Annotated in this window: 11 protein-coding genes; 4 read left to right on the top strand and 7 right to left on the bottom strand. The window is 39.5% G+C overall.

From position 1 onward, the window contains the following. Positions 1-3,979: Ig-like domain-containing protein (locus ACTHJT_RS03170; RefSeq protein ID WP_440236319.1), on the top strand; the 3,979-nt coding region annotated here is incomplete at its 5' end. Between the two features lie 91 nt (positions 3,980-4,070). Here the strand turns inward: ACTHJT_RS03170 and ACTHJT_RS03175 are convergent. From ACTHJT_RS03175 to ACTHJT_RS03185, 3 genes are read right to left on the bottom strand one after another with little or no spacing between them, the layout of a single operon-like run. Beyond that, positions 4,071-4,832: a hypothetical protein gene (locus ACTHJT_RS03175; RefSeq protein ID WP_440236320.1), complete on the bottom strand. Its 762-nt coding sequence runs from the start codon at positions 4,830-4,832 to the stop codon at positions 4,071-4,073. Then, positions 4,832-5,404 (bottom strand): hypothetical protein, encoded by a 573-nt coding sequence (locus ACTHJT_RS03180; protein ID WP_440236321.1) that lies wholly within the window; start codon positions 5,402-5,404, stop codon positions 4,832-4,834. Before ACTHJT_RS03180 ends, ACTHJT_RS03175 begins: the two co-directional genes overlap by 1 nt. A 10-nt stretch (positions 5,405-5,414) precedes the next feature. Then, positions 5,415-5,993: an RNA polymerase sigma factor gene (locus tag ACTHJT_RS03185; protein ID WP_440236322.1), complete on the bottom strand. Its 579-nt coding sequence runs from the start codon at positions 5,991-5,993 to the stop codon at positions 5,415-5,417. A 175-nt stretch (positions 5,994-6,168) separates the two neighbouring features. On the opposite strand from ACTHJT_RS03185, the gene ACTHJT_RS03190 reads away from it, so the two are divergent. After that, positions 6,169-7,119 carry a WD40/YVTN/BNR-like repeat-containing protein gene (locus tag ACTHJT_RS03190; protein ID WP_440236323.1) on the top strand — a complete coding sequence of 317 codons (951 nt, stop codon included), beginning with the start codon at positions 6,169-6,171 and terminating at the stop codon, positions 7,117-7,119. A gap of 204 nt (positions 7,120-7,323) precedes the next feature. Here the strand turns inward: ACTHJT_RS03190 and ACTHJT_RS03195 are convergent, their stop codons facing one another. The 3 genes from ACTHJT_RS03195 to ACTHJT_RS03205 form a co-directional block, all read right to left on the bottom strand. Then, positions 7,324-7,713, bottom strand: coding sequence for a DUF983 domain-containing protein (locus ACTHJT_RS03195; protein ID WP_440236324.1), 390 nt, complete (start codon positions 7,711-7,713; stop codon positions 7,324-7,326). Positions 7,714-7,740: 27 nt separating this feature from the next. Beyond that, positions 7,741-8,610 carry an AraC family transcriptional regulator gene (locus tag ACTHJT_RS03200; protein ID WP_440236325.1) on the bottom strand — a complete coding sequence of 290 codons (870 nt, stop codon included), beginning with the start codon at positions 8,608-8,610 and terminating at the stop codon, positions 7,741-7,743. A gap of 355 nt (positions 8,611-8,965) precedes the next feature. After that, entirely contained in the window at positions 8,966-9,220 is a 255-nt protein-coding gene (locus tag ACTHJT_RS03205) for an acyl-CoA-binding protein (RefSeq protein ID WP_440236326.1), read from the bottom strand. A gap of 130 nt (positions 9,221-9,350) precedes the next feature. Between ACTHJT_RS03205 and ACTHJT_RS03210 the strand changes: the two genes are divergently transcribed. Further along, a complete protein-coding gene (locus ACTHJT_RS03210) occupies positions 9,351-10,538 on the top strand; it encodes a THUMP domain-containing class I SAM-dependent RNA methyltransferase (RefSeq protein ID WP_440236328.1) in 1,188 nt (395 codons plus the stop codon). Between the two features lie 69 nt (positions 10,539-10,607). Here the strand turns inward: ACTHJT_RS03210 and ACTHJT_RS03215 are convergent, their stop codons facing one another. Next, positions 10,608-11,084: an MEKHLA domain-containing protein gene (locus tag ACTHJT_RS03215; RefSeq protein ID WP_440236330.1), complete on the bottom strand. Its 477-nt coding sequence runs from the start codon at positions 11,082-11,084 to the stop codon at positions 10,608-10,610. 69 nt (positions 11,085-11,153) lie between these two features. Here ACTHJT_RS03215 and lnt point away from each other — a divergent pair, with 69 nt between their 5' ends. Beyond that, on the top strand, positions 11,154-12,758 hold the full coding sequence (gene lnt, locus ACTHJT_RS03220; protein ID WP_440236331.1) for an apolipoprotein N-acyltransferase: 1,605 nt from the start codon (positions 11,154-11,156) through the stop codon (positions 12,756-12,758). Positions 12,759-12,781 lie beyond the last annotated feature (23 nt).

The following is a 12,781-nucleotide window of genomic DNA, read 5'->3' on the forward strand; positions in this document are numbered from 1 at the left end:
CCTCACTTCCCCGCCAATGACCAGTGGTTATACCTATTCATGGCTAAAGGTTTCCGGTAGCGGAACAAGTGTTCTGGTACCTCCAACCACACTAACAAATATAAGTTCATATCCAGGCACGATCGCAGCTCCTGATTACACCGGCATTACAGGCTTGGCAGCTGACGCCGGCACGTATGTATTGCGCGTTGAAGATGGGAACGCAGGAAATTCTTTGTGCTACGCAGAAGCTAGCGTAGTCGTGATTGTTAATCCTAAGCCTGTCATTACGGGTGTTCTCGATGTATGCAACGGATCAACTACTCAATTATCCGGTTCAGGTACTGCTGCCACTAATACTGCGTGGACATCTGCTACACCAGCCGTGGCAACCGTGAGCAGTACAGGTTTAGTAACAGCGGTTTCAACAGGAACAAGTAGAATAACATTTACAAGTGATAAGGGCTGTTCGCAAACAGCTGTTGTTACTGTAAACGCTCTTCCTACGATCACTGGGACTTTATATGTTTGCGTTGGTTCAACAACTACCTTAACCGGTTCTGGTACACCTGATGCTACTACTCCGTGGGCATCTGCAACACCAGCTGTAGCAATCGTGAGTAGTACTGGAGTGGTATCAGGTTTTGCAGCAGGAACAAGCGTTATTACTTATAAAAACAGTAACGGTTGTATAAGAAGAGCAACGGTAACAGTAAATGCGCATCCAACGATCACCGGTACATTAACGGTTTGTGTTGGTTCAACAACAACCTTAACCGGTTCAGGTACACCTGACGCAACAACACCATGGTCATCGGCAACCACTTCAGTGGCAACTGTAACTTCAGCAGGTGTGGTAACAGGAGTTTCAGCAGGAACCAGCGTAATCACTTATAAAACAAGTGCCGGTTGTATACAAACAGCTACAGTAACGGTGAATCAATCACCTCCGGTAAATGTTGCCATAGCAACACCGGCAACAACTGTCTGTGCGGGAACAAATGTAACGTTTACATCTATACCTACTAATGGAGGAACAACGCCAACATATCAGTGGCAAAAAGACGGAACAAATATCGCATTCGCAACAAACGCAACTTATTCAACAACAGCAGCAGCAAACGGCGATAGCTACTCGTTAATTATGACCAGCAATGCCACCTGTACCACAGGCAACCCTGCAACCTCAAACACCATCGTACTCACTGTAACAACAGTTGTTGCTCCGGCAGTAACAATCACTGCTGCACCAGCCAACACAATCTGTGCGGGCACAAACGTAACGTTTACTGCCACTCCCGACAACGGGGGTATCGCCCCAACCTTTGAGTGGTTTATCGGAACAGCGTCGCAGGGCGCAGCAAGTACAACAGCAACAACGTTTACCAGCTCCACACTCACAAACGGTGATCAGGTCTTCGTAAAAATGATAAGCAACACCGCTTGCGCAATTACACCTTTTACAAATTCGAATGTAATCAACATGACTGTACATGCAATTCCGTCACCATCGGTGAGTGCAATAGCAGACAAAACGAGTGCCTGTCCGGGTGATAATATAACCTTTACAGCTTCACCAACGAATGGCGGTACACCTACTGAATACCAATGGAAAAACAATGGTACGATTATACCGGGAGCAACAAACGCAACCCATACAATAATGGGAACTGTTTTAGGCAGCCCAAACTCTGTTACTGTTGAAATGGTAAGTCATGCAACATGTGCACCGTCAATACCCGTAGCATCCGCACCTGTTGTTGTAACGATAACATCAATGCCGGTAGCTGCCGTTAGTATAAGCGCCGATAAATCTGTCATCTGCGCAGGTAATCCTGTTACTTTTACAGCAACCGCAATCAATGCCGGCAATCCATCATATGAGTGGTTCTCTGGCAGTGCCGGTTCAGAAATCTCTTCGGGAGCTCCCTCAACAGAAAAAAATACTTTTACTACTTCAAGTTTAACTGCCACAAACAATTCGGTATTTGTTAGAATTATAAGCAGCCTTTCGTGCGCAAGCACTGCACCAATAACAAGTAATACCATAAAGACCACTGTAAACGCCGGTATTAGCAGCGGTATTATCGGTTCAGACCAGACAATATGTTACAATAGCATCCCTTTGAACATCATTCAGACATCTTCCAGTAATGCTGTAGCTCCTGCTTATTATTGGGAAAGCTCAGCAAATGGGGTCGTTTGGGTGAATGCGATAAACAGCTCAACAAATCCGTCCTATACATTTACGTCACCATTAACAAGTGATGTTTATATCCGCAGGGTTGTTACTGATATAACCGCGCCTGCGCCATGTAATGTAGCTGCAAGCAATGCTGTACATATTACAGTACTGCCTTCTCCTTCTTATGATCCGGGAACCATTGCAGGTGATGAAACACTTTGTGCCGGCGGTTATCCATCTATGATTACAAGCGTAACTACTGAAAGTGGTGGTTCTTTTACAAACACAACAGGATATAGCTGGCTGGTTTCCGATGACGGAGTTTCAAACTGGACAGTCATTGCAGGTGCTACGAATGCACAATACCAGCCGGGCATGCTTACCAAAACTACCTATTACAAGCGTGAAGCTTATAATTACAACCTTTGTGACCCATCTAACAGAAGCAGCAATATTGTTGTAAAAACAATAACACAGCCGGAAGTAGTTTCTGTTTCACTCAACGATCCGGGACAGGTATGCGCAGGTTCTGCGGCCTTTACCTTTACTGCAACGGTCCAGGCAACAGGCTCCGGAACCATCATCTATCAGTGGTATGTTGGAAGTATGTTTACAGGTAATACCTCTTCAACATACTCTTATACACCTGTATCAGAAGATAATGGTAAAACAATAAAAGTAGTAGCAACCACGTCAAACACCTGTAACTCGGGACCCGCAACATCAAACATCGTTACACTGGACATTGTTCATGCAACTACTCCAACTGTAACGATCACTGCTTCGAACAACCCAAGCTGTGCAGGGTTACCAGTTACTTTTACAGCAACAGCTACGGGTACCGGCAATAGCCCGACTTATCTATGGTATGTGAATGGTGCTGCAGCAGGCTCAGGCACAACAGGACCTGTAACGAAGAACGTCTTCACGACAACAAGCCTTGTAAATGGCGATAAAGTAGAAGTTCAGCTTACTTCCAACCTTGGCTGCCTGATCGGTACCAATCCATTCACATCGAATGTAATCACGATGGTGATCAAACCGATCCCTACGCCGGTAATCAATGAAGGCGACCAAATCATTTGTGCAGATAAGTCTTTCAAATATACTTCTACCGTTTCAATGGGTACGACATACCAATGGATAAGAAATGGAGTTCTCATTCCGGGAGCAACAAACAGTACATACACAACTAGTCTAGGGGGTATTTATACAATACAGGAAGATAACGGAACATGTAACCAGACTTCTTCGCCTGTAACACTTACCATTGATCCCTGCGGCGCTTTCAGTACATTCATTTCCGGACCAAATCCAATTATATCCGGACAGCAGAATACTATTTACAGCGTATTCAACCAAAATGGTTTTTCTTATGAATGGATAGTTGTTGGCGGAACCATTGTAAGCGGACAAAATACGAATGAGGTGACAGTCGATTGGGAGCCTTTTACTACCGATGCCACCACACCTTATTCAATTTCTGTCAGAGAAACAAATCCATCACAACAAAATAAAACTACAATATTAAATGTAAGTGAACTTACAACCGGTGTTGCTAAATCATTTACTCAATCCGGCATTACATTATTTCCGAATCCAACAGCAGAATCTTTCAACATTGAAATGCCGGAAACCGGTATAGCCGTCCACTATGAGATCATTGACCTGACAGGTGTTTCCGTCGCTCAGGGGAATTTTATTTCGACCGGTAATGCTGAAAAAATTACAACTGGTTTTGGTGCTGGTATGTATCAGGTAATCCTGCGTTACAACAACACGGTTACTTGCGGCAGATTGAGTAAGGTGCAATAACAGATCATCTATTTATAAAACAAGAAGCCGAACGTGTTTGCTTAGGTTCGGCTTCTTGTTTTTATACTTATGAATTATTTTTTCAACCAATCTAAAATCCTACCTGATAACCAGCCAGCAAACCAATGATGTTTCGTTGCAGGGTATACTCAAAACTTTTATTGGTATAGGCGACCAGGTCATAGTAATAGTTTATTCCTAAAAATATTCTTGAATATTCACCAAGTGGTATTGAGCCTTCCATACGTCCCGAAAGACCAAATGCATAAGGATGTGTTACAGCCTTCAATTCATTGGTTACCGGATGACTTGCAAGATTATATATTTCTCCGCTTTGGCTGATTGCTGTCATGCCTTTCATTCCGGCATATACAGCCAGTCTATATTTTTTTTCTAGGGGAGTAAGCGTATACTTTACATGCGTCATAATACCTGCATATAATGTTTGATTTGAATACGAAACAGTATTATTATTCAATGTGTCAGAATATTTCTGTTTAATGTAGTCTGCAGAAAAGCCCAATTCCAGTCCGATTTTTTTGCTGAGGCTTTTAGCTACAGCAGCTGAAAGCGAAAAATTATATTCGCCTTTATGTGCATTTTCCCAGTCCTTCTGCGAATAGCAATCACACGTATTCATATAATTAATTACTATACCTGAACCCGCATACAATGAAAACGTGTGCTTTTGAACTTTTGGTTCTTTTGTGATGTAAAATTTTTGTTCAACAACAACGGGATCCTTTACAACGATAACTGTATCATACTCTAAACTGACAGTGGTATCTTCGACCTGTGCAAATGAGTGAAAAAATAAAAACAGAAAGCATGTAGTAACGAAAAAGCGAATCATTAGTTATTTTTTTTCTTTTTGGTCTTCAACGTATCAACTTTATAAATTGTATCCTGCTTAATAATATATACAGGCTTTTTAACAACCTTTTTAGGTGTATTATTTGTAGGGGTAGATACTTTTACATTTGTGGTATCAACTACAACGGCATGCGTGCTTGAGTTTTCTTTATTCTCTTCCGTTACAGAAATATTTTTGATTGAATCAACTGCGTTGGTTGTTATAGCCTGCGTTGATAAAATTTCTGCAGATTCTCGTTGGGACTTTTGGTTTACAGGTAAAGCTTGATTTTGCTGAGCTCCGGAGCTGTTCTCCCCAGTACCTTCCGGTAAGGCTGTTGGGTTTGTTGTTTTTTCAAGCTCTTCTGGTTTTATAGTATCAGCAGTTGAATATCTTTTGAATGCAAAAAAAGCAATAAGGATTATGCTACATATAAGTAAGACGATCCTTATATAAAACATATTCCTTTTCCTTACCATCGTCGATTCGATATTATCCCAAAAATCTTCATCCGGAAGAACTTCATAGCTCTCCATTTTAGTTTTCATGATCTTATCGAATTTATTTTCCATTGAATTCATTTTACTTAACTATATGAATTAATGATAATGTATTCATTAATTTTTTTCTTGCCCGAAGCAAGCGGATTCTGGAAGTCTCTTCTTTAATACCCAACAGACCAGAAATTTCCTTATGCGATAAACCTTCAATACCTGCTAAGTTAAATACTATTCTATATTCTTCCGGTAATTGCTGTATATGCATCAATATGGTTTGTTCGTCCAATTGCATGAACGAATTTGTTTCTTCCGGGATTTCATTTTCTTCAGCATCATCCCATTCATTAACATCTGCAGAATAGTTGATGATGTTTTTTTGATTTTGTTTATATTTTGATAATGCTGTATTAACAACAATTCGTTTTAGCCACCCTTCAAATGAACCGTTTTTTTTAAAGGAAGATAGCTTTTCAAAAATTTTAATGAAGCTTTCCTGCAAAACATCTTTTGCATCTTCCTTATTCGACATATACCGGCATGCAAGGGCAAAAAGTTTGGGTGAAAATATTTTATACAGACTTTTTTGAGCATGCACCTGCTTTTTGATGCAGAGGTCAATCAGCTCATTTTCTGTATATATATAATTTTCATCTTTCAGCATGTATAGTAGTAATGGCCTCAATAAAAATATATCCCTTTATAATTATACAAAAATAGCTGAATAAAAGCTGTTTCTGAAGAAAATATTCAATTATGTCACCTTTTCTGTAACGAATACACAAAACGTGGTCTTATAATTGCACATGGTTAAATTGAAAATCTGATATAATTTTAGCATGTTAAAAAAACATTCTTTTTTATTTACCCTTTTTGTTGGTACAATCCTTTTCAGTAACTGTTCAAATAAACAGTGTTTAGATCCTCAACCCGGAACCGGTCTTTCTTATCCGGTAAATGATACGGTTATTTATACAGACCTTTCCAATGTTGCCTTTCCATCCTTGCTTGATGTCCAGTTCAAAAACGCAGATTATGGCTTTGTTGCCGGTATCAATGGTTTCATAAACAAAACCGTTGATGGTGGCAAAAACTGGGCAGATGTAAGTCTGCCCACTTCAGGGAATATTTATGTAATTAATTTTTTTGATAACAATCTAGGTTTTGTTGGTATAGGCAGTGGCGAGGTTTATAAAACAGTTGACGGAGGGAGCAACTGGACCCAAATAACTACTCCCAGCAGCGGTAATAATTATATTGAATTCCAATTCTTCGATGCGAATACAATTCTAGCCGCTGGAGGGTCTATCATAAGAGAGGGCGTAATGATGAAATCCGTTGATGGTGGTACAAGCTGGAAAGAAATTTCCATTCCCGGCAGTCAAACCATTTATGATCTTGAGTTTTTGAATCGTACCGTTGGCTTTACTTGTGGTACGAATAATCAAATCTATAAAACAACAGATGGGGGGGCTACCTGGATACAAAAAACAATAACACTTACTACGCCTGCATCAAGCTTAATAATCTATGGGAAAATAAAATTTATTGATCAGAATACTGGTTACTGTGTAGGCTTTTCAACCAGCTATAGCGAAAACTATATTTTAAAAACCATCAATGGCGGCGAGACATGGAACCAATTGCCTTCACCAGAACAAACTACCGCACAAGCGGATGTGTATACTTCTATGTATTTTGACAGATCCGGCCAGCCTTTCATAGTCGGAGGCAATGTTGCACTCAACACACCTGCTTTAATTACCTCTGAAGATGAGGGAGCAACCTGAATACATGTACCAATAACTGCTGCACACAGACTCACCGAAAGTATATATGTTGATAGCGTAGCTTACCAGGTTGGATTAAACGGAACTATAGTAAAAGCCATTAACAGTGCCCTGTAATTGTAATTATATTTTTGACTATTTTTTTGGCTGGTGCATGTGATCAGTAGCCTTTTCACATGCATCCATTTTTATAACCTTTACAGCTTACGCTGCTTTACATTTCGCTGCTTCCTTATCATACCTTACAAACAGATATAAATAACATGCCCTCGAAAGTCTGAATATATAAGGTGATATCGCAAAGATCAAAACAACAAAGCTTATAAAGAATTCCAGATAAGGAAGATCAAACAATACCGTTAAAAGAAACATCGGTACAAACAACATAGTATATAAGCCATAACTCAAATACATAGCGCCATAATAGAAACCTGTTTCAGGTTCCATCGGCTGGCCGCAGCATTCACATGCTTCAGGCATCAGGTGTGATGTCTTCCATACATACATATTCGCGTGTGTAAACATTTTCCCTTTATGGCAACGTGGGCATTTCAGGGTTACCAGAGATAGCAGTGTACTGTTTAATGGTTTCATAACTATTTACTTTTTGTATGTGGAATTTTAATTGATTCTTTTTCTGAACTCTTCCGGAGTTACACCAACATATTTTTTGAAGAATTTGGTGAAATACGAATTGTCGTTGAAATTTAATGCATAAGCAATTTCAGAAATGCTTGTTTCCGGATTGATCAGGAAACGCTTTGCTTCCAGTATAATGCGGTTACGGATCATTTCACCGGCCGACATTCCTGCATGGTCTTTACATAAAGCATTTAAATGATTCGGCGTTATATACAACAAGCTTGCATATTCCATCGGAAGTTTTAACGTGGTGAAATTTTTTTCGATCAGCTTCTGAAAATTTTTAAGCAAGGCATAGTTATAGTCTGGTGTTTGTACCGCATGATCCGAATGTGTGTGCTGATCCAGCAGAATAAAAATTCTCAGCAGCAATACACGGATCATATCCCAGCGAAAAGCCTTTTGTCCGGCAGTCTGCAGAAGTAATTCTTCGAAAATGCTGACAATTGTTTGCGCTGTATCATCTGAAAGATTCAAAACACTTTCCTGTGTGTTCCCGCTAAAGAATGAAAATGCATCCAGATAATCCGGCCGTAATAAAAATGAACGAAAGAAAGCCGTTGAAAAATTTACAACATAACCTTCCATCTCGCCCTCAAATTCCCAGGTGTGCACCTGACCGGGTATCATAAAATAGATTTGATTTTTTTGAATAACAAAGGAATTAAAATCTATACTATGTGTTCCTTTTCCACTGGTAAATAGAACCAGGTGAAAAAAACTATGGCGGTGCGGAAAATGTAAATTTTTATGTTCTTCCAGATAAGAAGAAAGTCTGTTCACTAAGATATCATCTTCCTTAAAATCTGAAAGTGTACAAATATCTATGGATGGGATGGCCTTTAACATAACACAACAAAGATAGAACATCCATCTTTTAGATGATGGTAATTTACATCCTTTCAATGGTACTTTTTACTTGTTGGGGGAAATTGCGGTATATCACAAACCGTATAAAAACAAAAGTTGGCTGTAACATGCATTTTCAACGGACTAAATCCTGAAATATACGCTGTTTACAGCCAACAAAATCGTAACGAACTTCAAAATGAACTTATCGTTCTAAGTTCATTTAACTTAATTCAACGGGGAAAATTAACCCTTTAAGGACAAAAGTTGGCTGTAACATGTATTTTCAACGGACTAAATCCTGAAATATACGCTGTCTTACAGCCAACAAAATCGTAACTATCTTCAAACAAACTTATCGTCCTAAGTTTGTAACTAAATCAATGTATTGAGTCATGGCGCTTTCTTTTGTAATTCCTTTAAGCGATTCCCATGCATTAAACTTTGCAATTCCAGCGATATCAAAAAAATTAGTCGGCTTTTCTATGTTCACATCGCCTTCCGTAGCCTGCTTATACAGACTGTATAATTTCAATAGATTTTCATTTGACTGTGCCGGCAATGATTTGGATGACAAAACCGATTCTTCAAATGCTTTAATTAAATCCATGATTTATTATATTTCAAAGTTATGTAATATATTATTAATATCCTATTATTTCTTCATAAAATGCTTAACGTACTTCCAGTAAAATAGTTTCCTTATAAAAAGGTATCTTTGTGAAATAATCCAAATTATTTTGAAAACGTCCATATTTGAACAATCAAGTGATATTTTAATTACTTGCGCCCCTGATCTGAGCCCCATAACAGGAAGAGAAATAAACGCTCTTTCCATCCCGATCAAGCAAATTCTGCCACACGGAATTGTTGTTGAGGGTACGGCACAGACTGCCATGTATTTATGTATGCACCTGAGAACAGCTAACAAAGTTCTCTTTTTATTGAAAGAAACAAGAGCTGTTAATCCGGATGACCTGTATAAAGTTTCTAAAAATATTAACTGGGACAATTTTTTCTCCAACACTTCTTATTTCAGCATTGATTCTTTTGTTCAGAATAATACGATTCGTGATACACGTTTTGCAAACGTGCGTTGTAAAGATGCCATTGCCGATTACTTCGTTGAAAAGACCGGCAAACGCCCTGATTCAGGGCCATTGCGCAACAACGTCGTAATCTTTATTTACTGGAGAGAAAGCAGCCTGTCTATTTATCTTGATCTCTCAGGAGAACCGGTTTCAAGGCACGGTTACCGGGTCAATCCCTGGAAAGCGCCAATGGCAGAGCCTCTGGCGGCAGGGGTCGTAATCACCTCTGAATGGGATCCTGCTACTCCGTTTATCAATCCTATGTGCGGCAGTGGCACACTGGCTATTGAAGCAGCGTTGATCGGTACAAACAAAATACCCGGCTTGATCCGTGATGAATATGCATTCCAGCATATAAAAGGTTATGAAGAAGAAACCTGGCATACCATGAAAAAAATGGCCTTAAAAAATGTGAAGGATTCTCTACCGCATAAAATTATTGCATCCGACCACGACCAACGGGCACTTGATGCCGCCAGGACAAATGCAGAAAAAGCCGGCGTTGACCATCTGATTGATTTTGTATTGAGCGATTTTCAGGATACACCTGTTGAACCGGGCGCTGAAGGTGTTGTGATCCTGAACCCAGAATATGGTGAACGTTTAGGACATGAAGAAGCCCTGGAGCTGACATATAAAGAGATTGGAGATTTTTTCAAGAAAAGTTGTGGCGGATATAAAGGATTTGTATTCACCGGAAATCTGGAGCTCGCAAAACGTATAGGACTGAAACCAAAACGCAAAATAAAATTCTTCAGTGCAAAAATAGAATGCCGCCTGATGCAATATGAATTGTATGCAGGCACCAAACGTACCGTATTCAAAACTGAGGAATAAGTTTAAAGTAATAAGTAATACGTTTTAAGATTTTCTGAAATATTAATTCTTAAAATGTATTCGTAGAACTTATACATCGGTCCAGCTTCTGAACAAGGCCGCCTGCCCTATCCGTTGTCCTGCGCCGTCTGTCAGGTTGCAAAGCAAAACATTTTCAATAACAAATCTATTTCCCTGTGAAGATATCCGTGTACCTCTGAAATGGTCAACGTATCCTTGCCTCTCAGCAGTATCCAGCAATTGCTGGCGGTCCTCTGTACTCCCCGGTTCAGCTGAATATTTAGAAGGCAGTTTTACGAAATCTTCCCAATCAATCCTCCATAACTGCTGAGCCGTCATATTCGCATAATTGAATACCGGATCAGCCTCAATCCCATGCGATACAACAACGAAGGGTGCATGGTACAGCAGATAAGACTTATATTCATCTGAATATCCAGTATCAAATAACGCCACACCTTTTATTTTATAATACGTTTCAAGAATAATCTTACTTTGATTGATCACAGCTGGCAATAACCAATGTGCCTGAATATTTTTTTGCATATTAATCTTTTATTACCTTTCAGTATTAGAATGAAAAACCTGAAGTCATTCTGTAACTTACCGTAAGTTATGCTTAAAATATCATACGAACAATTTCTAAAATTCCCTCTGTACGTCTACTCATTGTTGAGTGGCTTTTTGCTCATACTTTCCTGGCCTCCGTCATCGCTAGGCCCGCTGTCATTCATTGCTTTCGTTCCTCTGCTATTATTATTTGATTCCATTCAACAGAATTTCCAAAAAAGAAAAGTTGCGCGCTTTTTCTTTCACACATATATAGCTTTGCTGATCTGGAATGTCGGTTCTACCTGGTGGGTATATAACTCAACTGCAGCAGGTGGTATTTTTGCCATGACAGTGAATGCTTTACTGATGTGTGTTCCCATGCTGTTTTTTTACGTGGTACGCAAAATTGCTGCTGAACGTATCGCGCTTGCATCCTTCGTACTTTTTTATCTGTTGTTTGAATACTGGCATCTCAACTGGGATCTCTCATGGCCATGGCTAACCCTGGGAAATATTTTTGCAAGCAATACGTTTCTTGTTCAATGGTATGAGTATACAGGCATGTTGGGCGGTTCGCTATGGATCCTGTTATGCAATACATTAATTTATGCTGCGTTTAAATACCCTGCAAGAAAAACATTACGATTCATTTCAGTTCTTACCATGCTCGTCCCCGGACTGATATCTGCCATCATTTATTTTACGTATGCGGAATCCGGCGCTGAAGTTGAAGTTGTAGTAGTACAACCAAACATAGATCCTTACAATGAAAAATTCAGAAGCTCAAAACATGCAATCCCATATGAAATACAATTTGAGCGCATGCTGAATTTGAGTGAAAAAGTACGTACCCCTGAAACAAAATTTATTCTCTGGCCCGAAACAGCACTACCAACAGACATTAATGAAGACCAGCTGCTACAGCATCCATTTGTAGGACAATTGATGACCTATGCAAATAAAAATCATGTCAGTATTTTAACAGGCATTGATTCGCATCGCTTTATGGATGAACAACACAAAAGTTCAACAGCCCGTAAGACTGCAGCCGGAAATTTTTATTACGATATGTACAACTCTGCACTTATTGTTAACCCCGACGCTTCAATGGAGATCTATCACAAATCACGCATGGTGCCAGGTGTAGAAAGCCTGCCTTACCCTAAAATTTTTGGTTTTGTAACATCGAGCTTAGGCGGAATCGTCCAGACCATTGGGAAAGACAGTATTGCCCGGGCCTTATCAAATTCTAATGGAGTGTCGGTTGCTCCGGTCATTTGTTATGAATCTGTTTTTGGTGAATACGTAAGCGACTTTACACAAAACGGTGCAGACTTCATCGGCATCATTACAAACGATGGCTGGTGGGGAAATACCGCAGGTCACAGACAACATTTTGAATATGCACGTTTGCGTGCCATTGAACAGAGACGATCTGTTGCAAGGTCTGCCAATACAGGTATCTCAGGCTTTATTGACCAAAAAGGAAATGTGCTGCAGAAAAATTCATACTGGATCCAGGATGCACTTGTTCAAAAAATAAAAATGAACAAAGAAAAAACCTTTTATACCAAACACGGAGATTTTATTGGTTTCTTTGCGCTCATCCTTTCTCCGCTATTATTAGCTGTAACAGTATTCTCTTTTTATACAAGAAAAAATGTTTGATCAGGAAAAATTAAAACAACTTA

This window comes from Cytophaga sp. (assembly GCF_051961495.1).
Taxonomy (GTDB): Bacteria; Bacteroidota; Bacteroidia; order Cytophagales; family Cytophagaceae; genus Cytophaga.

Coding starts and splice junctions, on each gene's coding strand:
- ACTHJT_RS03175 (WP_440236320.1), bottom strand. CDS start 4,832: ATGATTCGCTTTTTCGTTACTACATGCTTTCTGTTTTTATTTTTTCAC.
- ACTHJT_RS03180 (WP_440236321.1), bottom strand. CDS start 5,404: ATGGAAAATAAATTCGATAAGATCATGAAAACTAAAATGGAGAGCTAT.
- ACTHJT_RS03185 (WP_440236322.1), bottom strand. CDS start 5,993: ATGCTGAAAGATGAAAATTATATATATACAGAAAATGAGCTGATTGAC.
- ACTHJT_RS03190 (WP_440236323.1), top strand. CDS start 6,169: ATGTTAAAAAAACATTCTTTTTTATTTACCCTTTTTGTTGGTACAATC.
- ACTHJT_RS03195 (WP_440236324.1), bottom strand. CDS start 7,713: ATGAAACCATTAAACAGTACACTGCTATCTCTGGTAACCCTGAAATGC.
- ACTHJT_RS03200 (WP_440236325.1), bottom strand. CDS start 8,610: ATGTTAAAGGCCATCCCATCCATAGATATTTGTACACTTTCAGATTTT.
- ACTHJT_RS03205 (WP_440236326.1), bottom strand. CDS start 9,220: ATGGATTTAATTAAAGCATTTGAAGAATCGGTTTTGTCATCCAAATCA.
- ACTHJT_RS03215 (WP_440236330.1), bottom strand. CDS start 11,084: ATGCAAAAAAATATTCAGGCACATTGGTTATTGCCAGCTGTGATCAAT.
- lnt (WP_440236331.1), top strand. CDS start 11,154: ATGCTTAAAATATCATACGAACAATTTCTAAAATTCCCTCTGTACGTC.